21 protein-coding genes and 1 tRNA gene are annotated in these 23,309 nt (G+C 51.3%); 11 read left to right on the top strand and 11 right to left on the bottom strand.

Annotated elements, in window-relative coordinates; genetic code table 11:
• Window positions 1-313 precede the first annotated feature (313 nt).
• Together sucD and sucC are read right to left on the bottom strand one after the other, a co-directional pair.
• Window positions 314-1,201 (bottom strand): succinate--CoA ligase subunit alpha, encoded by an 888-nt coding sequence (sucD, locus tag QET40_RS05820; RefSeq protein WP_280126232.1) that lies wholly within the window; start codon window positions 1,199-1,201, stop codon window positions 314-316.
• Window positions 1,202-1,227: 26 nt separating this feature from the next.
• Entirely contained in the window at window positions 1,228-2,409 is a 1,182-nt protein-coding gene (sucC, locus tag QET40_RS05825) for an ADP-forming succinate--CoA ligase subunit beta (RefSeq protein WP_280126233.1), read from the bottom strand.
• A 275-nt stretch (window positions 2,410-2,684) separates the two neighbouring features.
• On the opposite strand from sucC, the gene hisD reads away from it, so the two are divergent.
• The 6 genes from hisD (at window position 2,685) to def (ending at window position 8,673) form a co-directional block, all read left to right on the top strand.
• Window positions 2,685-3,986, top strand: coding sequence for a histidinol dehydrogenase (gene hisD / locus QET40_RS05830; RefSeq protein WP_280126234.1), 1,302 nt, complete (start codon window positions 2,685-2,687; stop codon window positions 3,984-3,986).
• 423 nt (window positions 3,987-4,409) lie between these two features.
• Window positions 4,410-5,345, top strand: coding sequence for an aspartyl protease family protein (locus tag QET40_RS05835; protein ID WP_280126235.1), 936 nt, complete (start codon window positions 4,410-4,412; stop codon window positions 5,343-5,345).
• An 87-nt stretch (window positions 5,346-5,432) separates the two neighbouring features.
• The gene (locus QET40_RS05840; RefSeq protein WP_280126236.1) at window positions 5,433-6,998 is read left to right on the top strand and encodes a hypothetical protein; all 1,566 of its coding nucleotides are present in this window, start codon (window positions 5,433-5,435) and stop codon (window positions 6,996-6,998) included.
• Window positions 6,999-7,023: 25 nt separating this feature from the next.
• A complete protein-coding gene (locus QET40_RS05845; RefSeq protein ID WP_280126237.1) occupies window positions 7,024-7,641 on the top strand; it encodes a MotA/TolQ/ExbB proton channel family protein in 618 nt (205 codons plus the stop codon).
• 21 nt (window positions 7,642-7,662) lie between these two features.
• On the top strand, window positions 7,663-8,085 hold the full coding sequence (locus QET40_RS05850) for a biopolymer transporter ExbD (RefSeq protein WP_280126238.1): 423 nt from the start codon (window positions 7,663-7,665) through the stop codon (window positions 8,083-8,085).
• 45 nt (window positions 8,086-8,130) lie between these two features.
• The gene (gene def / locus QET40_RS05855; protein ID WP_280126239.1) at window positions 8,131-8,673 is read left to right on the top strand and encodes a peptide deformylase; all 543 of its coding nucleotides are present in this window, start codon (window positions 8,131-8,133) and stop codon (window positions 8,671-8,673) included.
• 104 nt (window positions 8,674-8,777) lie between these two features.
• Here def and QET40_RS05860 read toward each other — a convergent pair whose 3' ends face one another.
• The 4 genes from QET40_RS05860 to QET40_RS05875 all read right to left on the bottom strand — a co-directional run bounded on the left by QET40_RS05860 (window position 8,778) and on the right by QET40_RS05875 (window position 11,238).
• Window positions 8,778-9,641: an EF-hand domain-containing protein gene (locus QET40_RS05860; protein WP_280126240.1), complete on the bottom strand. Its 864-nt coding sequence runs from the start codon at window positions 9,639-9,641 to the stop codon at window positions 8,778-8,780.
• A gap of 172 nt (window positions 9,642-9,813) precedes the next feature.
• The gene (locus tag QET40_RS05865; RefSeq protein WP_280126241.1) at window positions 9,814-10,290 is read right to left on the bottom strand and encodes a L,D-transpeptidase; all 477 of its coding nucleotides are present in this window, start codon (window positions 10,288-10,290) and stop codon (window positions 9,814-9,816) included.
• A 3-nt stretch (window positions 10,291-10,293) separates the two neighbouring features.
• Window positions 10,294-11,127 carry a hypothetical protein gene (locus tag QET40_RS05870; RefSeq protein WP_280126242.1) on the bottom strand — a complete coding sequence of 278 codons (834 nt, stop codon included), beginning with the start codon at window positions 11,125-11,127 and terminating at the stop codon, window positions 10,294-10,296.
• 26 nt (window positions 11,128-11,153) lie between these two features.
• A tRNA-Leu gene (locus QET40_RS05875) sits at window positions 11,154-11,238 on the bottom strand.
• Window positions 11,239-11,389: 151 nt separating this feature from the next.
• Between QET40_RS05875 and QET40_RS05880 the strand changes: the two genes are divergently transcribed.
• Entirely contained in the window at window positions 11,390-11,773 is a 384-nt protein-coding gene (locus QET40_RS05880; protein WP_280126243.1) for an NADH-quinone oxidoreductase subunit A, read from the top strand.
• A gap of 115 nt (window positions 11,774-11,888) precedes the next feature.
• Here QET40_RS05880 and QET40_RS05885 read toward each other — a convergent pair whose 3' ends face one another.
• Complete coding sequence (locus tag QET40_RS05885; RefSeq protein WP_280126244.1) at window positions 11,889-12,902, bottom strand: hypothetical protein; 1,014 nt, start codon at window positions 12,900-12,902, stop codon at window positions 11,889-11,891.
• A gap of 166 nt (window positions 12,903-13,068) precedes the next feature.
• On the opposite strand from QET40_RS05885, the gene aroC reads away from it, so the two are divergent.
• From aroC to rsfS, 4 genes are all read left to right on the top strand, one after another.
• Window positions 13,069-14,151 (top strand): chorismate synthase, encoded by a 1,083-nt coding sequence (gene aroC, locus QET40_RS05890; RefSeq protein WP_280126245.1) that lies wholly within the window; start codon window positions 13,069-13,071, stop codon window positions 14,149-14,151.
• Between the two features lie 20 nt (window positions 14,152-14,171).
• Window positions 14,172-15,122, top strand: a complete 951-nt coding sequence (locus QET40_RS05895) for a hypothetical protein (protein ID WP_280126246.1) — start codon at window positions 14,172-14,174, stop codon at window positions 15,120-15,122.
• 172 nt (window positions 15,123-15,294) lie between these two features.
• Window positions 15,295-17,739, top strand: a complete 2,445-nt coding sequence (gene ftsH, locus QET40_RS05900) for an ATP-dependent zinc metalloprotease FtsH (RefSeq protein WP_280126247.1) — start codon at window positions 15,295-15,297, stop codon at window positions 17,737-17,739.
• A gap of 37 nt (window positions 17,740-17,776) precedes the next feature.
• Complete coding sequence (gene rsfS / locus QET40_RS05905; RefSeq protein WP_280126248.1) at window positions 17,777-18,133, top strand: ribosome silencing factor; 357 nt, start codon at window positions 17,777-17,779, stop codon at window positions 18,131-18,133.
• 743 nt (window positions 18,134-18,876) lie between these two features.
• Here rsfS and QET40_RS05910 read toward each other — a convergent pair.
• The 4 genes from QET40_RS05910 to QET40_RS05925 all read right to left on the bottom strand — a co-directional run bounded on the left by QET40_RS05910 (window position 18,877) and on the right by QET40_RS05925 (window position 23,252).
• The gene (locus tag QET40_RS05910) at window positions 18,877-20,664 is read right to left on the bottom strand and encodes a chloride channel protein (protein ID WP_280126249.1); all 1,788 of its coding nucleotides are present in this window, start codon (window positions 20,662-20,664) and stop codon (window positions 18,877-18,879) included.
• A gap of 25 nt (window positions 20,665-20,689) precedes the next feature.
• A complete protein-coding gene (locus QET40_RS05915; RefSeq protein ID WP_280126250.1) occupies window positions 20,690-21,133 on the bottom strand; it encodes a PTS sugar transporter subunit IIA in 444 nt (147 codons plus the stop codon).
• Between the two features lie 123 nt (window positions 21,134-21,256).
• Window positions 21,257-21,868, bottom strand: coding sequence for a dTMP kinase (gene tmk, locus QET40_RS05920; RefSeq protein ID WP_280126251.1), 612 nt, complete (start codon window positions 21,866-21,868; stop codon window positions 21,257-21,259).
• Between the two features lie 16 nt (window positions 21,869-21,884).
• On the bottom strand, window positions 21,885-23,252 hold the full coding sequence (locus QET40_RS05925) for an MBL fold metallo-hydrolase (protein ID WP_280126252.1): 1,368 nt from the start codon (window positions 23,250-23,252) through the stop codon (window positions 21,885-21,887).
• Window positions 23,253-23,309: the final 57 nt, after the last annotated feature.

The following is a 23,309-nucleotide window of genomic DNA, read 5'->3' on the forward strand; positions in this document are numbered from 1 at the left end:
CAGTTCGGAGCGGGGCTGAGCGTTCCCGTAGGAGTGAACGGCACAATCTTTGCGGAGGCGAACACGGAACTCCGCAGCGGAGCGACCTGGGCGAGCGGCTCGCTGGGTTACCGGTACAACTTCTGATTGGAAGTCGGAAGACAAGAAAACAGGAGTCCGTCTTTCCCGCGTGGGGAAGGCGGGCTCTTTCTATAAGGAATAGGGGAAAAATTGAATTATCGACTCAGAATACGAAAAGATTATCGATGAAAAAAAGGAGCTGTCCGCACAAGCGAAACAGCTCCTTGAAAAATTCGAAGTTAGAGAGGGAATTTTACAGACCTTTGGCCTTCATGGCTTCAAGGAGTGCGAGACCCATTTGGGCTGGGGTATTGGCGATAACAATACCGGCATCTTTCATGGCTTCCTGCTTGGCGGCAGCCGTACCCTTGCCTCCGGCGACGATGGCACCGGCATGTCCCATGCGGCGTCCCTTGGGAGCGGTAGCTCCTGCAATGAATCCGGCGACGGGTTTTTTGCAATTGGCCTTGATCCATTCAGCCGCTTCTTCTTCTTCGGAGCCTCCGATTTCACCGATCATAATGAAAGCATCGGTGTTGGGATCTTCCGTGAAGAACTTGGCAGCATCAAGGTGAGTCATGCCGTGGACGGGGTCTCCGCCGATACCAATGCACATGCTTTGGCCCATGCCGAGATTGGTCACTTGCCAGACAGCTTCATAGGTGAGCGTGCCGGAGCGGGAAACGATGCCGATGCGGCCGGGCTTGAAAATGTAGGCCGGCATGATGCCGATCTTGCACTTGTCGGCCGGATTGACAATACCGGGGCAGTTAGGACCGATGAGGGTGATGTCCTTGCCTTCGATGAATTGCTTGACCTTTTGCATATCCTGGACCGGAATGCCTTCCGTAATGCAGACGATCAGCTTGATGCCGGCGTCGGCAGCTTCCATGATGGCGTCGGCAGCAAAGGGCGGGGGAACGAAAATCATCGTAGCGTTGCAGTCCGTCTTGGCTTTGGCCTCTTTGACGGTGTCGAAAACGGGGACTTTACCTTCGAAGATTTGTCCTCCTTTGCCAGGGGTAACGCCGGCGACGAGATTGGTGCCGAAGTCCATGCAGTTTTTGGCGTGGAAAGCGCCGGCGCTGCCGGTAATACCCTGGACGACCAGACGGGTGTTCTTGTCAATGAGAGTAGTCATTGTCGTATAAAATGGGATAAGGTTGTTTACTTGGCGGCTTCAACTGCTTTTTGAGCGGCGGTGTCGAGGTCGTCGGCGGAGATGATGGAGATGCCGCTTTCAGCAAGGATCTTCTTACCGATCTCGACATTGGTTCCTTCCAGTCGGACAATAAGGGGAATCTTCATGTCGATTGTTCTTGCAGCAGCAACGATGCCCTGTGCAATGACATCGCAACGCATGATGCCACCGAAGATGTTGACGAGAATAGCCTTGACGTGAGAATCGCTGGTCAGGATGCGGAAAGCGTTCGTAACCATTTCTTCCGTGGCACTGCCTCCTACATCGAGGAAGTTGGCGGGGGAACCGCCGTAATATTTGATAATGTCCATCGTAGCCATGGCAAGTCCGGCTCCGTTGACCATGCAGCCGATGTTGCCGTCGAGGCCGATGTAGTTGAGGTTGTACTTGTCGGCTTCGACTTCGCGAGGATCTTCTTCGGAAGTATCGCGCATTTCAACAATTTCCGGATGACGGAAGAGAGCGTTGTCGTCAAAGTTGAATTTGGCGTCGAGGGCGACGATGCGGTCGTCAGTGGTGACGACGAGAGGGTTGATTTCCACCATTGAGCAATCCAGGGAGGCGAAAAGCTTGTAGGTGTTGGTGATCAGCTTGGTGGCCTGGCGAATCAAAGCGCCGGTAAATCCAAGGGAACAGGCAACGTCCAGAGCCTGGAAGGGGAGGATTCCCAGAGCAGGATCAATGTAAACTTTCAGAATGGCTTCGGGAGAATTCTTGGCGACTTCTTCGATGTCCATGCCGCCTTGCTGGCTGGCTACGATCACGGGGCACTTGCGGGCACGGTCCTGAAGGATAGCGAAGTAGCATTCCTTCTTAAGATCGACAGCTTCGGCAACCATGACGGTCTGCACGAGCTTGCCGACTTCACCGGTTTGCTTGGTGACCAGAACCTGATTGAGCATTTTTCCGGCAACTTCGCCTACTTCTTCAGCAGACTTGACGACATGAACGCCGCCCTTGAAGCCGTTTTTGAATGTTCCTTTGCCACGACCTCCGGCATGCACCTGAGCTTTGACTGCGAACTGGTTCTGTGCCATTTTCCTGGCGACTTCAACCGCCTGTTCCGGAGTGGTAACGGCAATGCCTTGTGGGGTAGCTACTCCAAATCTCTCAAAGAGTAGTTTTGCTTGGTATTCGTGAATATTCATGACGAGTAGGCCAATAGGCCGATAATTGCGGAAAAATTTTATGACCTTGGGCACCCCTGGTCAAGGAACAATGAATTTTATTTTCAATTTTTTACCAAAACGGCATATATTCGTCGTCGTCCACGGAGGAGACCCCCTCTGCATGTCAGCTTTGTTCTTCCTGCTTGACTCGGAAGAATGTACATGGGAAGAGGTGGGAAGCAGTGATTTCGGATTATCCAGGATAGGTTCCGGGGGTGTTTTCCTGTAAATCACATATGTGTTCCGTTTTTCCTATGAAAATATACCGTCCCAGCGATCGAGAATTCGACCGAATGAAGAAGGCCATGAACAGGCGGGCTATTCCCGAACAGGGAGTCCGCGAAGCCGTAGCCGGCATTATTTCGGAAGTAGCCAGCCGCGGCGATGCCGCGCTGGTTGATTATTCCTTGCGTTTTGACAAGGTGCATCTTACTCCGGCAGCAATCCATGTGACGGAGGAAGAACTCGCTGAGGCGGAAGCTGCCGTGCCCCTTTCTGTCAAAGAAGCTATCGCGATGGCTCTTTCCAATATTGCCTATTTCGCATCCCAGAGCTGCCGCAAGGACTGGAAGGGATACAATAATCAGGGGGTGGAAGTCGGTGAACGTTTTGTTCCGTTTGGACGCGTCGGCATTTACGTACCCGGAGGCAAGGCTCCTCTCGTTTCTACTTCAATGATGACCGGAGGATTCGCCAAAGCCGTCGGGGTGCCGGAAATTGTTGCAGCAACTCCATGCGGACCGGACGGTAAGGTAAATCCGTCACTCCTGTATGCCTTAAAGGCTTCCGGAGCCACGGAAATCATCAAGATCGGAGGGGCACAGGCCATCGCAGCCCTGGCTCTCGGCACGGAAACAGTGGCTCCTGTGGAGAAGATTTTTGGTCCCGGCAACAAGTTTGTGGTGGAAGCCAAGCGCCAGCTCGTAGGGGCGGTGGCCATCGATTTGCTTCCCGGCCCCAGCGAAGTCATGGTGCTGGCGGATGACTCGGCCGATCCCGAATTTCTGGCTGCGGATTTACTGGCCCAGGCGGAACACGGCCCGGATAGCGTCGTCGTATTTGTCACGGATTCCGAACAACTTCTGGAATCCGTCAATGCGGAAGTAGAACGCCAGGCTGCCCTCCTGAGCCGCGGTGCGATTATCCGGACAGTGCTGGACGACCATGCATACGGCTTCCTTGTCGGCGACATGAAGGAAGGAGCTGCTCTCGTGAATGATTTCGCTCCAGAGCACTTGGTACTCGTCGTGAAGGACGAAGAGGAAATACTCGATTCCATCCGTACGGCAGGCGCAATTTATGCCGGAGCCTATTCCACAGTTGCCTGCGGAGACTTTCTGGCAGGGCCCAGTCACACTCTCCCGACGGGAGGGGCAGGGAAGTCGTTTTCCGGGTTGCGGGCCGATCAGTTCCAGCGACGCACGAGCATTGTCCGTATGACGCCGGAATCTGCCGTTAAGTCCGCTCCTTTCGTGGCCGAATTCGCTCGTGTGGAAGGTCTTGACGCCCACGGACATTCCATGGAAGTCCGCGCGTTGCGCGCTTCTCAAGACTAAACGCGGAGAAAGGGAGTTTCCTCGGAGATTCCTTTTATTCTTTCCAGAGGGGCAAGCGTTTTTTTCATCCGTTCCCGGCGTACCGCATAGTCGCCGGGAACGGATATTTGTTGTTAGCCTAGATTTTCTCGTTCGTGGATCTTCATTTTTCTCAAAACCAGGTGAATGAAGAGCCACACCCCGCTTAAGACGCAAATGAGGTTGCAACAAGAGGCCAAGAGCCAGATCCCCACAAAGGCCGGCAGAAGGAGAATGCCAGTCAGACGCCAATAGAGGTTCTCATTCTCGTACTGAGCGAACGGGGAAAGAGGCAGAAAGGTGACGAAATCCAATAGTAAATCAAGCAACATGATGGAATAAACGAAAAACTCCATTCTATATGCTTTATTTCGAGAATCAAGGTAGATAATATCTAGCACTTCTATGATGAACTTCCTAAAAATTACCGTCTTATTCCTACTTTGCCATTCAGGTGTCATAGCCGGGAACAAGCCTTCTGCCGAGATTCCGTTTGAGTTGGGACCGGCTAGTCGCATTTACGTGAAATGCCAGGTGAACGGAAGCCGGGAATTGCGTTTCCTGTTCGATACGGGTGCCACGGATATGGTGATCAATTCCAATATTTTGGATAAGGACGTGAACATGGATTTTGATTCATCCGTTGTCAATTATGGAGCTACCGGTTCTAATGAGATCCGGTCCGGCAGCAGCAACAGTTTCAAGGTCGGCATGATGGCGTTTACAAAGGTGCCTTTCATCGCCATTCCCTATGCCAGGGATCAGTGGGATGGGGTGTTGGGATTGTGGTTTATCCGCCGGCAGGTAACGGAAGTCAATTACACGGACCGGAAGATTTATTTTTATTCCAACGGTTCTTATATTCCTCCCCGTAATGCCATTCGATTGAAGGTGGAATATGTTATGGGTATTCCTGTCGTTCCTGTCGACGTCACGGTGAATGGACGGGAATACAAACTCAGACTATCGGTAGATACGGGGTCTGACAGGGTTCTGGATCTCAATTCTCCCTTTGTGAACCAGCACGGTTTGCTGGGCACTCAGAAACCGTTTGCCATTTCGGTCATTTCCAGTTCCGATTCGAATAGCGGAAGGCTCGAAAACGTGATTTTCGATGGCATCCGACTCGGAGAGCTCAATCTGCCCCTCATCCCGGGAGCCTTTTCCACCGTCAAAAGCGGTATACAAAGCATTGCGGAAATGGACGGAGTAATGGGCAATAATCTGCTCAAGAGGTTCAATCTCGTATGCGACCTGCAGGCGGGTTATATTTATCTGATTCCCAACAATCTTTTGTATTCTCCTTTTTACGATTCTCTAAGCGGCATGAATGGACTTTGAGATTCATCCGGCTGTGTGCCTCATTTAATTCGCAGGTGAACCGTATTGGGCATTGAACAGGTAGATGATTTATGGAAACTAAAGAACGTGTCAGGCAGGAATCAAGACCATTTGTTTGAAGCTTCATGGAAGCTTTGCGTCCTGATATCCCTGTTGCTCCATTTAGGAGGCATCGGTTTGTTGAGTGTCGTACCTCTGCCAGAGATGACCATGGATCAGAGGAAGGGGGGGCAATCCCGTTCCATGAAGGTGGCCGTGTCTCCTTCCATGGTGAAGAAGGTTCCCTTGAAGGATCGTACCCAACAAGAGGCTGCCGAAGAGGAGGAAAAGAAACGGCGGCGGCGTTTTGTCAAGACCTCCGCAGAACAGGAAACTCAGGAGGAATTGAAGAAATCTTCATTTGTCGGCGAACGACGCACAAAAGCCTCGGGAGGTCCCAAGGCTCCTGACGACATACGCGAGATGCCGGCTCAGGACGGTATTGAACCCCGGTTTGAAGGAGATCTGATCCTGTTTGATCAGGATCGCCAGGATGGAGACCTTGAACATGAGAAGAAAGGCAACCCCTCGCGGAATCCCCGTGTGGCGGTACAACGTATAATACCCCGCCGTGAACCTTCCCGGCAGGAACAACCCATTGCCCAAAACCAGCAACAAGTCCAGGCGATACCTTCCTTGCAGCAGCCTATTTTCCCTGTTCCTCCAACCCAGACGGCCGATTTATCCAAAGCGGATCCCGCTCTGAAGGATCGTCCGTCCGATCAGTCCCAGGCTGACAGCAACAGAGTCGATACCCGCAATAATACTCCACAGGATATCAAAACCCCGGAAGATGTCTCCGAGATGAATCCCCAATCCCGTCGCAATTCCCGCGAGCTGGCAGCCCGGGAGAATACAACCGATGGCGAGACTGCCGGGGAAGGAACACAAAAGGGGGCACTTAAGGATGTTCCCCGTCGCCAGGACAGCCGTACTGACAGCAACAACCGCAACGAGTCGAAATTTGATCGCAAGGAGTCCCTGGCAGAACTGATCGGCAAAGCCATGGAACCTATGGCAAGCGTCATGCACAACGAACGCATGATGCCCATGCCCAAGCCGGAAGCATCGAAAAATGCAGGAGGAGGGGCGGCCCCGATGCCGGCAATATCCCCCAGCGGTGCATCCGGAGCGGCGGCGGCAATTCCTCTTCCGGTAGAACAGGTTGAAACAGGCAGTTCCAAAGCACAGAAACGCGTGTATTACGATCCGGCTTTTGCCCCGGATTCCCAACCCGGATTCCGGACATTTGAACGTAAAACAAAAACAAGCGGGCGCTTTAGTTTCGGCCACCGGGCTTCCATGGATGTCGATGCGACGCCTACGGGGCGTTACATGGCCATGGTGTACCGTGCCATAGCAATTTCCTGGTATGCCCAGTGCGACCGGAATCGCGATATGATTGTGACGGGAACAGTTCATATCCGCATTTGGCTGGATGACCAGGGAAAGATCGTATCCATTCGGGAACTGGCGAGGGAAGGCGCCAGCGTCGCTCAAAAATCCTTTACCTTTGTTGCTATCCAGGAAGCTCCCATTCCTCCGATGCCACCTGATGTGCGAGACAAACTGATTGGCGGCAAGATGGAACTGTACTTTGATTTCTTCTTTTAATTTTACCCACGACAAACACTTATTTATGAATACGATTCAAGATATTGCGCGATTCTTCAACGAGGGCGGCTGGTTCATGTATCCACTGGCCTTGTGTTCCATCATTCTGGTAGCGGCAGTCGTTCACAGGATGATCAACATCCGTTCCTCGCGGATTGCGCCTCCGGCATTGATGGCTATGGCGGAAAAGTGCATAGCTGGTGGGGAATCCACAGACCGACTCCTCCGGTCGGTACAGGGGGGACGTTCGCCTCTGGCCCGGCTGATCCGTTTTGTGCTGGAGAGTGAAACGACGGATGCCGAATCCCTTTCCAAGATGGTCGAGGTGAAGGCGCGCGAAGAGTTTGTGCGCTTGCAATCCGGGCTTCCTCTGCTGGATATGATCATCATGATTGCTCCCATGTTCGGGATTCTCGGCACGGCATCCGGTCTCGTGATCGTCTTCAGCGTTTTCGGAATGGACGACAACAGCGGAAACATTGCCCGCGGCATTGCCAATGCCTTGAATACGACCATTGCCGGTTTGGCAATCGCCACCCCGGCTGTGATTGCCAACGTATGTTTTGCCCGTCAGATGGAACGCGTTTCCTCGTCCATGGAAGTGGTGATCTCCGAATTGGTTGCCCGTCGTTTTGTCCAATAATCGCCATCTTGCCGGATCACTATGCAATTCTATCGGAAAAGAGCCGTCTCAGCTTCGGTGCCTATTGTGCCGATGATTGACATTCTCACGATTTTGCTCATCTTCTTCATTGTCCATACGCAATGGAAAAAACCGCAGCACCTGTTGAAAATCGATGTCCCCGGAGTGGAATACATCGAAGGCGAACAATCGGCGGAACGACGCGGCGTCTTGGCTGTTTCCGCCGGTTCCGTGATTACTCTGGACGGGCAGGAAGTACCGCTGGAGAAACTGGCGGGAGCTCTGAAAACCTATTGCGAAGCCAATCCCGATAAAAAACTCCAGCTGGATGTGGACAAGGGCGCTTCATTTGGCACGATTGTCCGCATATGGGATACGCTGACGGCTGTTGGGGTTGACGCCAAAGAAGTTCCTGCCAGAATCGAAATCCAACAGGGCAACTAAAGCATTTGTCCCTATTACGCATTGTTTTCCCCTTTTATACCTCCCATGCTTCTCGAAATTGTACAATACGGCCATCCGACATTGAGACAAAAATGCCGTCCTGTAGAACATATTGATGATGATCTGAAGGATCTGGTCAGCAATATGCTCGAAACCATGTACGCAGCAGATGGCGTCGGCCTGGCCGCACCCCAGGTCAATGTCCCTATCCAGCTTATATGCATCGACATTCCTTCAGACGAAGACTCCGTCACTCTGCTGAAGGTGGACGGAGAGGATAAAAAGCTGGAAGATATCATGCCGCTTTCCTTCATCAATCCCACGTTGGAGCCTTATGGAGAAATGGAACCCTGTCAGGAAGGCTGCCTGAGCGTCCGTAAAGTCAGAGCTTCCGTCATCCGTCCCAAGAACGTCCGAGCTACGGTGACCCTGTTGGACGGCAAAACGGTGACAATCGATTGCAACGGTCTTTTGGCCCGTTGTTTCCAGCATGAGTGCGACCACCTGAACGGAGTTCTGTTTGTGGAGAGGGTTTCTTCCGCTCAACGCTTGACCCTGAAAGGTAAGTTGAGGCGGATTTTTGGTTGATCATTACTAAGAGACTGCTTTCCCCCAGTTGCTTGTTCTAAAAAACGGCTGTTTCCTTGAATTGGAAACAGCCGTTTTAGTTCATTAAAACGAGTCAGAAACGCTTATTCGTCACTGCCAGGAGCGTCATCTCCGGGAACGGGAGGAGCATCGTTGCCGGGATGCGGATGGTGTCCACGGCGGCCACCGCGTTTGCCGCGCTCACCTTGATCTCCTTTAGCCTTGCGTTCGGCACGTTTGGCCTGGATGGCCTTTTTGACGTCTGCTTTCAACGCTTCCTTTTCGGAATCGGAGAGGATGCCGTCCTTGTCGGTGTCGTACTTTTCCATGATCAGGTCGTGACCGAGCATCATGACGGGATCCATTGCTCCACCGCGACGGGGCCCATTGGGAGAACCCGGGCGACCTTCACCGCCACGAGTTCCGCGACGTCCTTCTCCCATACCTGGGCGTTGGTCACGGCTGTTCTTCCAATCTTCGGCACGAGCCTTCTTTTCTTCATCGGAAAGCTTGCCGTCGCCGTCCTTATCGTACTTTTTCATCATTTCGGCACGACGTTCTTCCATTTTTTTGACCGCTTCGGGATGAGCCTTGGCCCAGTCGTCGCGCATACTCTGACGTTCTTCACGGGAGAGTTTGCCGTCGCCGTCCTTGTCGTACTTTTTCATCATTTCATCGCGGCGGGCTTTCATGCGTTTGTCGATTTCGGCTTTAACTGCGGCCTTTTCTTCGTCGGAGAGTTTGCCGTCCTTGTCGGTGTCGTACTGTTCAAGGACGAGCTGTTCACCGATGATGAACATGCCCATCTGTTCCGGATTCATACCGGGACGCTGGGGACGTTTACCCTGACGGCCTTCATGGTGGCGAGGTGCATCACCGGGTGGCGGTGTAGCGGGAGCTTCATCCTGGGCGAAAGCGCAGGGAGCGGCGATGGCGAATGCCATGGCAAGCAATATGTTCTTCTTCATAATTGTATGCAGTGAATTAGGAGGGGATTAATATGGGTTGAAAAGCTAGAGGAATGGAAAGGTATTCCACGTCAATGGCTTTCATAATCCTTAAACACTGGATGCAAAAAAAAGTTGCAACTGAATTTCATTTTTCCCGGAAGAGAGGACCGGAAAGAACCATTCAGAAACGTCAGAAAATGGTCATGTTCGTCCCCTCGGGAACGAGATCGAAAAGATCGATCATATGGTCGGGAGCCAACCGGATGCAGCCATGCGAGGCCGGGGTTCCCAAAAGATCCTCTCTGTTGGTTCCATGTATGTAAATGTATCTATCCCAAGTATTTGCGTTATCCGGATCAAGTCCTTCCAGGCGCATGATCCGGGACATGATGACATCATCATCTCCTTCTTGAACATCATCCGGCCAAATGCCGCAAGGAACCCGTCCCCGAAAGACGGTTCCCGGGGGACAACCTTCTCCGATTTTTTTTGCAATGCGAAAGCGTCCGGTAGGCGTCTTGTTGGAACCGGGAAGGCTTCCCGTACCATTGCGAGCGGTTGAAACGGGATAAAGGCGGACGAGAGATCCGTCCTCAACCTGTTCGAGGCGCAACCATTGCCTGCGGACGGAAACGCGGATACGGAAGGGGGATGCCGTCTGTTCCATAGATCAACTCCAGGATGATTGGATAGAGGCCAATTGTTCCGGAGAGACCCTATCCTGCAAGCGGCTTGCCATGCGGGCGTAATATTCCGGGATAGTCCACCCGTGAAGGTTCTGGACGGCTTCTCCTTTGAAAAGCCACGAAGGAATCGGGATAATTACGTCCAGGACTTCGCCGGTGCGGGAAGGCATGCCCGTGAGGCATGCCGTTACGGCATCCGCCAGGTCGGCGCGGGTTTCCAGCACGTCAAGAAGCCAGCTGCAGCTCAAGGCATTGGGCGTGGCTGTGGATTCTTTCAGTAACCGGGCCAGGCGGTTGTCGGGCAGGGAAGAGGAAATCCGCTGCAGGTAAGGCATGAAACGCAAGTCGGCCAGGCTCATGATCGTATCCAGCATGGCAATGGGGCTTCTTTCTTCCACGGGAGGACTACAGATAAGACGAACGAGTTCTGCCGCTCCGGGGAAGCGATCCGCTTCGGAGGATGGCGCCAGCGTCAGGGCGAGGAAGGCCGCCTGACGGCGAATGGACGGATTGGCATCGGCTACTGCAAATGGGAGCAGGGCCCTCCAGCCGTTACCCTGCCTCTGGCGGACAAACTGGGATAGCTGCATGGCGCATCGGGAACGGGCTTCGTCCGAACAGTTGGTCTCAAAGAGAGTGTAAATTTCAATTCCTTCCTGCAGGCGGTTTGTCTCATTACAAGTAACAAGACCATAGGCAATCATGGCAAGCGGCCATTGGTCAGGACCAATTTCCGAGCGACGCGGGGGATCCAGCACAAGGGCTGCAAGACGTTTGATTTCGGAGAGGGAATTAGTTTGGTCTTGGTAAAGTCCCATGGAGTGAATTGCTTGTTGAAATTAGATGGTGCGCCCGACAGGAATCGAACCTGCATGCCTTGCGGCACCAGAGCCTAAATCTGGCGCGTCTACCAATTTCGCCACAGGCGCACGAAAACTTGCGCATACTTTAGCGAAAGTCCGGGTAAAAGCAAGAATTTCGGGATCGGAACAATCGTTCGGCTTCAACAAAAGTTGTTCGATTCAGGGAAAAAGTCCTTTCCTCTCCCGGGTGGATGTAGTAGAAACGGGCAGACGAACCATGAATCAGGAGTTTTTTTCAATTCTAATCCAGGTGGTGGCTGCCTTCGGGTTTACGGGTTTTATCCTTGTTGCAAGCGTTCTTGCCGGGAAGCGGGCCCAGCACCGTACTCCGGCCGATGTCCCCTATGAATGCGGTATGATCCCGATCGGAAGCGGGGCTCCGATGTTCTCCGTGAAGTACTACATTGTGGCGATGCTGTTTCTGGTATTCGACATTGAAGTCGTATTCCTCTATCCGTGGAGCATCAATTTCCGTGATCTGGTTATCCACAATGCCGACGCATTCATTTCCATGACTGTTTTTCTGGGCGTTTTGGCTGTTGCCTATGCCTATGCTCTCGGCAAGGGAGTCCTTGTCTGGCATCGCGATCCCAAGAACTAAGTTCTACTCCTCATTTGTTTTCCTTCATGAAAAAATCCCCGGTGCCGGATATGGCATCGGGGATTTTTTCATGAAGAGAGAATTTTCGGTAGCGAATGCACCGGGGAAAGCTGAATCAGATAATCGCCAGGAAGAGTTTGAATATCAACCCCAGGGAAAAACCAGCCAGCAATCCGGTAATGATCTGCTTGCCTCCACTGATATTTTGGATGCGGAAAATGTCGGACGATGCCATGATAATAAAACAGCTGAGAGCAAGGAAAACCAAGCTGGTCACGGTTGTGATAAATGGAACAGCCAGAATCCCGAATATATGGAGGCCGATCCAATCTATGGCGTTCAAGATAACCAAGGCGGAGATGATCCGTAAGGACATGAGAATTCCGCAGACCAAGCGGTATTCCTGATCCAGAAGAACTCCGCATATCTTCGTTAGCACCCAGCCATGGGCAACAACGCTCAACCCGATAATCAAGGGCAGTTTGAACATGACGGGCCATGCTCCCCAGCTGGCGATGAAGAAAAAGGTCGATAGAACGGAATAAACCAAACCGTAAAAAGCAATTTTCTTTCCGTCCAGAATCAGTTGTCCATCCGGGGTAGAATCCTCCGGTTGGTAGCCGGCGGCCAGTACCTTGTAGCGTTTCCACAGAAACCAGGCCGGAATGGAACCAACCATGGGGATTAAATCCAAGGCACAGGCATAGAGCATTTTCTGGGCACGGATGTATTCGGGGGAAGCTTCTTCGTTATCATCATCGTCATCGTTGTCCGGTATGACTCCGTTGTCTCGCATAGTTTGAGACCGGGAGGATTGCGTTAACAAAGGTTTCGGCGTCGAAGAATGAGTACCGGGAGGGGGAATAGTAGGAGGCGGGAGGGTGGAAGGCATCGTGGGAGGGGGAATATCCGGTTTCGGAAGTTCTGCGACCATGTTTTCGATTTTCTTTTCCTCCTCCGTTTTAGTGGTACCCTGATCCAAAAAAGGTTTGAGAGTGTATTCTCCATCCTGGGCAAGAACGATTTCCGTACCGTCATAAAGACCTATGGCCCAATCCGTTTGGATGGTCGCTCGAGAAAAAGGACCCAGTTTTTTACCATTTTTCAAAACATAAAGCTGCTCGTACATAGCATCAGACTATTGGGAATTCCCCCAGACTCAAGGACGGGGATAACGTTACGCTTGTAAATCAAGGATAGGACTTGATCAAGATCAATCGCAAGCCAGGCTATCATGAGCAGATAATTTATGGCGCAATCTTGACCATTGGGGGCTTGTCTGCAACAATCCCGGCATGTCGAGCAGTTTTGGGCAATGTTTCCGCATTACAACGTGGGGTGAATCCCACGGTCCGGGCGTAGGCGTCGTGATTGATGGATGTCCCTCCCTGATTCCTTTGGACAGGGATGATATCCAGAAGGAACTGGACCGCCGCCGCCCCGGGCAAAGCGAAATAGTAACCCCCCGCGATGAGGAAGATTCCGTCGAGATACTCTCCGGCGTTCTGGACGGACAAACTCTGGGAACTCCGATTGCCCTGAATGTCCGCAACAAAGACCACCGGTCATCCGCCTACGATGAAATGGCACGGACTTATAGACCCTCGCATGCCGATTATACCTACGATGCCAAATACGGCATCCGCGCCTGGGCCGGAGGTGGCCGGGCTTCCGCCCGTGAAACCATTGGACGAGTGGCTGCCGGAGCCGTTGCCAGAGCTGTGTTGAAGACAGTTTTTCCGGAGATGGACGTAATTGCCTGGGTGGACAGGATTCACAATGTACAAGCCCATGTTGACGCCTCCTCCGTTTCCCGTGAACTGGTGGAAACCAATATTGTCCGGACTGGAGATCCCAAGGTTGCTGAAACCATGATCAATGCTATCAAGACAGCCAGAAGCGAAGGGAATTCTCTGGGAGGGACGATCTCATGCATTGTTCGCGGCTGTCCTCCCGGGCTCGGCGACCCCGTATTCGACAAACTGGATGCCACCTTGGCCCATGCGATGATGAGTATTCCCGCAGTCAAGGGCTTTGAAGTAGGTTCCGGATTTCATGCTCCCGATATGACTGGTCTGGAACACAATGATCTGTTTTTCATGGACGATGGTCGTGTCCGGACGCGAACCAATCATTCGGGAGGTATTCAGGGCGGTATTTCCAATGGGGAAACGATCCTGATGAATATTGCCTTCAAACCGACCGCTACGCTGATGGTGAGTCAAGAAACCGTCACGGACGATGGCAGGGATACGACGCTGAAGGGAAAGGGCAGGCATGATGCCTGCGTGCTTCCCCGTGCCGTGCCGATTGTAGAGGCCATGGCCTGGCTGACAATTTGCGATCATTACCTGCGCCAGTGTTGCCAGCGTGGCTGATTTTTCATTCTCATATTCCTGTGGATACATCCACCACCATCTATATTATAGCCGGAACGGTTCTGGCAGGGTTTCTTGTCCTGGCCATACTGAAAGGTATCATCAAAATGATCCTGTTTGGCGTAGGCGTATTGGGAGCCTTCCTTGCCTACTACTGGATCAGCCGGCATGGCTATACATACCTCTCCTTTATCACGTCCGATCCCCGGGAGTGGATGGTTACAACTTTTTCGTGGCTCTCGGCCGTATTTGTGTTTTCCGTATTTACCCACGGAATGTTTTGGTTCAGCAACGTATTTTCGCTGGGCAGCAAAATGGGATTCGGTGGGTTCAAGGGAATATTGACAACGATTCTAATGGTTTTCGTCCTTTGCTGGGCCGGCGTACTGGCCGTGTTTTATTACGGTGATGTCGCAGATATCAAACAGGCGCACCAAGCCGCCCTGGCGCAAAGCAGCGGAAAGAACGAAGCCGTTGCAACGGCATGGGTGTACGATTGGAAAAAACAAATCTGCAGTCATGAGTCCACACAATGGCTCATGAAACTGGATCCGATGAAAGACCCGGGCCGCGTTTCCCTGGCAAAAATCATTGCCTACCTATCTACCTTTGAACATGATCCGGCTGCCGGCAAATACGGGCAAATAGCTCCCTATATCCCGCGGCCCAGACGCCTGTGGACTCTATGCCGGGATGCGGGTATCCGAGCCATGGTAGAACGGCAGGACATGGCCGGTTTGATGAATCATCCGGAATTGACCAAATTCCTGAGCGATCCATCGTCACGGGACGCCGTGCTGCGGTTTCCTGTGGACCAGTTTATTGCCCAGATGTTTCCGTCCGTTCAGGGAGGAAAAGCTTTGCCTCTTCAGATTGTACGTCCCGAGACGGGAAACCAGCCTTCAGGTGCCGTGCCCCCTCCCGACAAAACCGTTAATCCTATTTCCAAACCAGTCCGGGTAGCTCAGTAAGATCCTTGCTCCGTAGAGGACTTCAAAAGGTTTTCCGTTGATTTTATGAAACGGCAGGTATGTCTCGGAAAGTTATTTGAAAAACTCAATCGGCCTGTATCATTTCCGCAAATCACGTCAAAAATCCGGGCAACGAAATATTTGTCCGGCTGTATTTTTCCATCTACACAACATGGCTGACAACATGCCTCCCAACCGCGACTTCAACCCGAACAACCCCGACCGTAACCCAGGAAAACCGAAAGGAGATACACCCAATTGGGGGATGTGGGTCATGCTGGTCATCGTTGTCACGATTCTTCTACTGGCCTTTACGTCTCCGGATTCCTTTGGCTTCGGCAAGCAAAAGGAATCCATTGCCCAGTTTGAAGAGGATTATAAGGATGGTCGGATTATCCTCAATCATCCGAAAAAGTATCCGATTACAGTACTTCTCTCGGATGCTTCCCCGGATGCTGTCATTATGGCTTCCCGGTACAAAAGCGATGTTTCTCCCGAGCTTTCCTATGAGCCTTTTGTCATGACTTTCAACTCCGGGCTTGTCGATGACAATTTCAAGAAGCGCCTCGACGAAGCCGGTATTATCCAGCCTTCCGGCCTGGCCTCCCCCGAGTCCGCTCTTACCGGCAAAAGCATTTCTACGGACGCATTCAGTCGTCTCGTTGCCGAAGGTCGCATCACCGGACGGGAAGGGGATAAGTCCCCCAAGATGTATTACGACGGATCTATTGCTACTCTGTCCGGTCGTATCGTCACCCGCAAGTGGCCCGAGGTCGGTGGAGAGAAAGCCATTATAGAACGAGTCGAAGTGCCTTTCAGCGTTCATTTTGACGGCAGTCGGATTAAAGATCTCTTGGGAGATACGGCAGAATACCGTACGGAAAGCAGTGGCTGGAGAACGTTTATTTTCTACTTCCTGCCGATCCTTCTCCTTATTGGATTGATGTTCTTTATGTTCCGCGCTCAAACAGGCGGGGCTAAGGGAGCCATGAATTTCGGCAAGAGCCGGGCCAAACTGATTTCGCCGGAGAAAAACAAGATTACATTCAAAGATGTTGCCGGTGTCAACGAAGCCAAGGAAGAAGTATGGGAACTGGTCGAATTTTTGAAAAATCCCGCCAAGTTCCGTGAAATTGGCGGAAGTATTCCCAAGGGAGTGTTGCTGGTGGGTTCTCCCGGTACAGGGAAAACCCTGCTGGCCAAGGCTATTGCCGGTGAAGCGGATGTGCCGTTTTATTCCATCAGCGGTTCCGACTTTGTGGAAATGTTTGTCGGTGTAGGCGCTAGTCGCGTGCGCGATATGTTTGAGCAGGCCAAAAAATCGGCCCCATGTTTGATCTTTATTGACGAAATTGATGCCGTCGGCCGCCATCGCGGCTACGGGGTAGGGGGCAGTCATGACGAACGCGAGCAGACTCTCAATGCCCTTCTAGTGGAAATGGACGGTTTCGATGCCAATGAAAACGTGATCGTCATTGCCGCGACGAACAGGGCCGACGTATTGGATCCGGCTTTACTCCGACCGGGACGATTCGACCGCGAAGTTGTCGTCAACCTTCCGGATGTTAAAGGCCGGGAACAGATTCTCCTGGTGCATGCCAAGAAGGTCAAGCTGGCCAAAGATGCGGATATGGCTCCGATTGCCCGTGGAACGGCCGGTTTCTCCGGTGCCGAACTGGCCAATCTAATTAATGAGGCAGCTCTCCTTGCCGCCCGCAAGGGATTGAAGGAAGTCCGCAACATTGAGTTGGAAGAAGCTCGCGACAAGGTCCGCTGGGGCAAGGAGCGCCGCAGTCTCACAATGAGCGACAAGGACAAGCGCATTACGGCCGTTCATGAAGCCGGTCATGCCATCTGCCTTCTTAAAACGGATAACAGCGAGCCTTTGCACAAGGTAACGATTATTCCCCGCGGTCAGGCATTAGGAGCTACGATGTGGCTTCCCAAGGAAGACAGGTACCATATGCGACGCAGTGAAATGCTTGACACCCTGGTTGTTGCCATGGGGGGACGCTGTGCGGAACAAATCGTTTTCGGCGACGTGACCAGTGGAGCAGTCGGAGATATCCGTATGGCCACTAATATGGCGCGACGCATGGTTTGCGAATACGGTATGAGCGAAAAACTCGGCTTCGTTGAATACGGTGAACAGACCGGAGAAGTTTTCCTTGCCCGTGATCTCGGGACACGATCTCGCAATTACTCCGAACAAACGGCTCAGACCATTGATGAAGAAATTCGGACACTGGTCGAAAACGCTTATACCCGCTGCCTGGCTATTCTTGAAGACAACCGCGCCAAGCTGGAGGCTATCTCAGAAGCTTTGCTCGAATATGAAACACTGACCGGTGAACAAGTGCAGGATCTGCTGGAGAAGGGATTTATGACCAATCCTCCTGAAAGTGTCGGCCCTCCTCCTTTGCCTTCAGAAGAGCAGAATGACAATAGCGAACAACAACAGGACGATTCCTCCAATTCTTCGCACGGTGGTGACGGAGAACAAGCTCGGAAAGAGCAGGGAGACGATACGCCGCAAAACGACGGTAGTAGCTCTTCTTCCGATGCTCCGGAAGACGATTTGGATCCGTTCCGTAAAGATCAATCCTTTTTGAAATAATCATTTATTCTACCTACGAGTTCTTTTCCCCTCATCTATGTCTACATCTGAATCGCTGAAACTGGCCAAAGCAATCGCCCAGGCCGCTATTGATAATAAAGCGGAAAACGTATGTCTGTACGATCTTCGTGATATTTCATCACTGACGGATTTTGCCGTCGTATGTACGGGTTTGTCCATTCCGCACCTGCGTTCCATCATGAGGAACATCGATGCCGACATCTCGGAAAAATGCCATGCTGAACCCGTTTATATGGAAAAAAAAGCGGCCTCATTGTGGACGGTGATGGATTACATTGACGTTATGGTGCACATCATGGGACAGGAAACACGTGAGTTCTATGAAGTCGACAAGCTTTGGTCCAAGGGAAAGATTATTCCTCTGAAACAATAAGCCTCCACATTGATTAATATAATATAACTTACTTATTGTCAACAGATAAAATTACTTTTTTGAAATTTTATCTGTTTCTTATTTTTATATCTTTAATAGCCTTCTTTGTTTTTTCTCTTCGCATCCTTGGCAAAGCAAAGCAGAGAAGGGGATGAAAGGGAAAGGAAAGGTGTGGACATGATAACTGCATCGCATACCTAATCCTTGAGAGGATTAGTCTGATGATGCTATTGATTCGAAATATACCATGCCTCAATGGCAGTTAGAAGAATTAACACTCTAAAGTAGGAATGAAGAAGATTTTTCCGAGAAACGAGTGTATCCAAAAAGAATGGTGTTTAGATACCGGAGGTAGGCTCCGCTTTCATGGTATGGTTTTGACTTATTCCATTACTTGAAGCATCATATTTCCCGCTTGAGCCCTATTGATCATCAATCAGTAATGCACTATGTATTTTGCATTACATATATTATGCGAAGTACAAAATAGGAGAAATTCTTGCTCGAAATGCTCATTTCTGTATTGGGAATCAAAATTTCCCTTTCGGAGGTGTTTCAGGTTCGGTTCGTGCAATTCTACACTCACGCTCCTTTTCAATAAATCATTTGAGAATTGAAAATTTGAGGATCGCGTACTCCGTTTGTCGTGATTTGAAATTCCCGCCGTTTATCAACTCTTCCTCGCTCTGTTATTTTTTTGATGGATGAGATACGCAGACTCTGGCCTGGCAACAATATCCGATTTAACTTTGGAGTTTTTCTCTCCGCATGATTTCAGTCAAGACCATGAACAAATCGGCCTTGTTGGCAACACCGGACATCTTCTTCGTTTCCGGATCAACGACAGCCAGTGACTCTGTTTGATCTTTTTTAGAGAATATTTCAAGAGCCTCCGGCAGTTTCATGTTGGGTTTAAGCGTTGGTAGATTGTTCCTTGAGACGTCTACAGCCAGGATAGCTTCGGCTAATTCCTTGTTTCTGGCAAACTCTTGGATATCGGATGTTACGATAGCTCCCATATACTTCCCTTTTTCCGATGCAACAAAAATGGTTTGTGCCGGATTTTTCAAGAGAATGGTTGCAACGGTTCCAAAATTATCATTCGGTAGAACAGTTGGTGGTAATTTCCTTGCAATATCCTTGACATAAACGTCTTGTAGAGATTTATTAAAGATACTTCTCGGTCCCGCCGCCAAGGAATCATGATACATGGATTCCACTTTCAGGAGGCGGGCAACACTGTAGGAGACGACAACTCCTATGAGCAACGGGAACATGAGCTGCCCTGCCAATGTAAACTCAATGACAAGTAAAAGAGAGGTAATGGGAGCATTGGCTGCTGTTGTAAAGAAAGCCGCCATGCCGACCAATGAGTATGCAATGGCATAATCTCCGGGGAATCCCAGCTGAACCATGCAGGTGCTGAAGAGGAAACCGACGATGGCGCCAATGGTCAGACTGGGGGTCAAAGCCCCCCCTACGGTGCCGACCCCGAATACAATGGCAACTACTCCTACTTTCAACAGCAACAAGTAGAGGGCATGTTCCGACGTAAATTGCAGATTGACCAATCCTCTGATCATGTTGGCTCCGTTACCGACAATTTCCGGAAACCAGATGGCGACCAGCCCTACCAATGTCCCGGCGAGAGCGAGGCGGACGGGTAGCCAGTAGCGGGAACCGTTTAAAAAACGTCGGGATGTTTTAAGGAGCCAGAGCCACCCATTGGCACATAGAGAGGCGACGATACCCAGGATGAGGCAGCTGATTGCTATCCGAGCTCCATCGTTTCCCAAAGAAATGTTACCCATGACTTGATAGATCGGGGTGGGATCCGTAAAGTAGCTGAGCGTCAAATATCCGGCGCAACTGGCAATCAGAAGAGGCGCCAGCATGTCGAGAGTCAGCGTTCCCAGAACGATTTCTCCGACAAAAAGCCCCCCTGCCAGAGGTGTGTGAAATGCAGCCGACATGCCCGACGCGGCTGCACAGGCTACAATGAGCCTCAATCGCGGTGCAGATAGATGAAACCGTCTTCCAATGACGGATGCAGCTACGGCCGCCGTCTGGATCAACGGACCTTCCTTACCGATAGATGCTCCGGAGCCTATGGTAAATACTGCGGAAAGACTTCTTAGCAAACTGGGTTTGGCCGGAACATAACCATCTCCCAGAGCTACGGCTTCCATGTATTCCGTGGCTTTGGCAGGAACAAAACGGTGAGTAAACAACAAGGTCAGGCCGGCCAGGAGACCGCCTATTGTCGGGACGAGGATACGAAGCCAGTCCGGGATGGACGAAAATGCCTGAATTTGAGTCTTGCCGTGCTGCCCTGTCAAGGTATCTTGAACGATACCGACAGCGTGTTCGAAAACAAGAGCAGTCAAGGCTCCGATGACTCCAACGCAGAATGCCCATATAAGAATGACCTGCTTGTCTCCGATATGGAGGATTTCCCGGAGTTTCAGACCGAATCTGAGCCATGACAGAGACTTGAGCTTTCCTCCCTCGCCATGTAGCCGGTCATTCATGATTAATGGTTTTCTGTTAGGATGTTTATCCGAGAACGTCTCTGAGTTCTTTTTCCAGCAATCCGGGATCCGTAATATTGCCGGAGGCATCAATCAATTTGCTCTGTTTGTGCCAGCGGAGGATTTTCTGCATCATCACTAAATAGCCGGTAATCATAGAATCCGGAACACCTAGCATGATGATTAGGTGGGCTTTGCGTCCGGCATCGGGCCATTGGATTCCGTTTTCGTTCAGACCGACGGCAATGACGACCTGGTCCAGAGAATCAATGCGTCCATGAGGGACTGCCAGTCCTTGATCCAGATATGTTGATGATGCCTCTTCCCGGATCAGGACGGCTTCCTTCAAATCTTCCAAAGTTTCCGGGGCCAAATCCGTTTCCAGCGAAGTAAACAATTCCCGGAAAGCCGGCAAGGGTTGTTCCGCATCGGATAGTTGCGTAATTTTCAACAGCTGAAAAGAATTCACGGTACAAGAGAGGCAGTGCAGGTTAAGGCTTTAGAATAATGCGAATGCCCCTTATATACAAGAATTTTTCAATGCTATTTCACCAAATTCGTTACGGTTCCTGTTTCTCCGCGTTGAAGACGGTTAATCAAGAATACCGTACTGTTGCAGGGCTCCGACAACTCTTGCCGCGACGACATCGCGTTCGGCATTCGCATCTACGCGCAGCATCCACGGCTCGTTAATACCGGCAAAGATGTTCCGGCACGAGAGGAGAGCTTCTTCGGCTTCGAAGGCATCCCGTTCACCACGATTCCCAATGCGCGACAGAGCGGTCTCCACGGGGATATCAAGCCAGATGACGGCATCGGGAATCGGAGCAAATTCTTCATTTAACGTGCGGATTGTCTCCACATCCATGCCTCTGGCTCCCTGGTAAGCCATCATGGAAAGGTAATAGCGGTCAAGCAAGACCCAGGCGCCACGTTCCAAAGCCGGAGCAATAAGGGTGTGGACATGATCCTGTCTGTCTTTGATGAAGAGGTCAATCTCTTCATCCAGCGAGAGTCGTCCCGTGACAGCGGAATCCCGCAGTTTGGCTCCCCATATCCCGCGTGTCGGTTCGTAACTTTGTACGACTTCTATTCCTCTAGCTTCAAGAAAGGTTTTCAACGCTCCGATGTGAGTTGATTTTCCGGTACCGTCAATACCTTCAAAAACAATTAATTTGCCGTTTCTGACACCTGAGAAGCTCATGGTATGGGGGGATATATTAGTTCAACAGATAGACCTGCCCGGCTTTCGGGACAATGATCTTTGTCTGCGGGAGTTCCAGAGTCAGCCTCGTACGCATCCATTCGAGAGCTTCTGGATCTCCATGGACAAGAACGATCTGGGAGGGATTCAACTTTTTGGCATAGCCGATCAAAAGTTCCCGGTCGGTGTGACCGGAAAAGTCGAAACTGTCGATTTCACAATTGACGGGTACGGGATGGGCATTCGGACGGAGTTTGACCGTTTCTCCGTGAGGAATTGTCTTTAGTAAACCGGCCGGAGAATCCGGGTCGCAATAGCCGACAAAGAGAATCGAGTTTTTCGGGTTGGGAAGAATCTGGTCGGACAATGTGTTGGAGAGAGTCTTTTCCGTCATCATTCCGCTGGAAACGAGGTAGATGTTACCAGGTTCACAACGCATTGGTCCGCGAGCCTTTTTAGGCAACGGGGTAATGACTACTTCATCCTTGATCAGGAACCCGGCATCCATCCGGCGGGTTTTGGAGTCGAACAAATCATACAGTCGCGTCACCTTGGCACTCAGTCCTCCATAATAAACCGGCGTTTTAGCCGGAATCCACCCTTCCTTCTTGAAGCGGTGGAGATTATAGAGCATTTCCTGGCTTTTACCGAGAGCAAATACAGGAATCAGAACAATGCCTCCACGGGCCAACGTATCGGAAATCCTGGCAGCAAACCTTTTCAGTTCCCCTTCCCTCGTGTAGCCCTCCGGGCGTTTTTGGAGTCCGCGCGTGCATTCCATGATCAGGGTATCGACTCCGTCTTCAGGGAAGTCCGCTCCGGGAATCAAACTTTGGTTTTCAAATTGGACATCGCCTGTATAGAAGATCGAATGGCCAGTTGCGCTTTCCAGATAGACGCCGGCTGATCCGAGGATGTGACCGGCATCATGGAATGTAGCCAGAACGTCCTTGTTGAATCCGACGCGGAAGGCTTCATTACAAGCCTTGGTCTGCCAGCTTTCCGACAAACGGTCCAATTCCTGATGCGTAAAGAGGGGGTATTCGACGATGCCGAACTCCAGTCGCTTGGAACTCATGACATTGACGGAGTTATGCAGCATGACCTCTGAAACGGCTGCCGCCGCTGGCGTCATAAATACTTCCGCTCCCGGCTGTTTATCCTGCAAAACGGGAAGTGTGCCCAAATGGTCGAGATGGGAATGTGAAATGAAAATTGCTTCCAGAGAACCTTCGTCAATCAATCCGAATTCAGGGATAGCCGCCAGTCCTTCCTTTTTAGGGTGCATACCGGAGTCCAGCACCACTTTGGTTCCTTCAATGTCCAGCAGATAGCAGTTGGATCCGATTTCCTCGGCACCGCTAATGTTCGTAAAACTAATCATTATGAGCTAAAAAGCATAGACCTGCCCCCATCCTTTGTCAATCCGGGCGCATGACAC

It is taken from the genome of Akkermansia sp. N21169, assembly GCF_029854675.1.
In the GTDB taxonomy this organism is placed as follows: domain Bacteria; phylum Verrucomicrobiota; class Verrucomicrobiia; order Verrucomicrobiales; family Akkermansiaceae; genus Akkermansia.

Excerpts from the sequence above, each read along its gene's own strand:
- QET40_RS05870 (WP_280126242.1), bottom strand. The coding sequence starts at position 11,127 with ATGGGACTTTACCAAGACCAAACTAATTCCCTCTCCGAAATCAAACGT.
- def (WP_280126239.1), top strand. The coding sequence starts at position 8,131 with ATGCTTCTCGAAATTGTACAATACGGCCATCCGACATTGAGACAAAAA.
- sucC (WP_280126233.1), bottom strand. The coding sequence starts at position 2,409 with ATGAATATTCACGAATACCAAGCAAAACTACTCTTTGAGAGATTTGGA.
- hisD (WP_280126234.1), top strand. The coding sequence starts at position 2,685 with ATGAAAATATACCGTCCCAGCGATCGAGAATTCGACCGAATGAAGAAG.
- QET40_RS05885 (WP_280126244.1), bottom strand. The coding sequence starts at position 12,902 with ATGTACGAGCAGCTTTATGTTTTGAAAAATGGTAAAAAACTGGGTCCT.
- tmk (WP_280126251.1), bottom strand. The coding sequence starts at position 21,868 with ATGAGCTTCTCAGGTGTCAGAAACGGCAAATTAATTGTTTTTGAAGGT.
- QET40_RS05845 (WP_280126237.1), top strand. The coding sequence starts at position 7,024 with ATGAATACGATTCAAGATATTGCGCGATTCTTCAACGAGGGCGGCTGG.
- QET40_RS05850 (WP_280126238.1), top strand. The coding sequence starts at position 7,663 with ATGCAATTCTATCGGAAAAGAGCCGTCTCAGCTTCGGTGCCTATTGTG.
- ftsH (WP_280126247.1), top strand. The coding sequence starts at position 15,295 with ATGGCTGACAACATGCCTCCCAACCGCGACTTCAACCCGAACAACCCC.
- QET40_RS05925 (WP_280126252.1), bottom strand. The coding sequence starts at position 23,252 with ATGATTAGTTTTACGAACATTAGCGGTGCCGAGGAAATCGGATCCAAC.
- rsfS (WP_280126248.1), top strand. The coding sequence starts at position 17,777 with ATGTCTACATCTGAATCGCTGAAACTGGCCAAAGCAATCGCCCAGGCC.
- QET40_RS05860 (WP_280126240.1), bottom strand. The coding sequence starts at position 9,641 with ATGAAGAAGAACATATTGCTTGCCATGGCATTCGCCATCGCCGCTCCC.
- QET40_RS05880 (WP_280126243.1), top strand. The coding sequence starts at position 11,390 with ATGAATCAGGAGTTTTTTTCAATTCTAATCCAGGTGGTGGCTGCCTTC.
- aroC (WP_280126245.1), top strand. The coding sequence starts at position 13,069 with ATGTCGAGCAGTTTTGGGCAATGTTTCCGCATTACAACGTGGGGTGAA.
- QET40_RS05910 (WP_280126249.1), bottom strand. The coding sequence starts at position 20,664 with ATGAATGACCGGCTACATGGCGAGGGAGGAAAGCTCAAGTCTCTGTCA.
- QET40_RS05865 (WP_280126241.1), bottom strand. The coding sequence starts at position 10,290 with ATGGAACAGACGGCATCCCCCTTCCGTATCCGCGTTTCCGTCCGCAGG.
- sucD (WP_280126232.1), bottom strand. The coding sequence starts at position 1,201 with ATGACTACTCTCATTGACAAGAACACCCGTCTGGTCGTCCAGGGTATT.
- QET40_RS05835 (WP_280126235.1), top strand. The coding sequence starts at position 4,410 with ATGATGAACTTCCTAAAAATTACCGTCTTATTCCTACTTTGCCATTCA.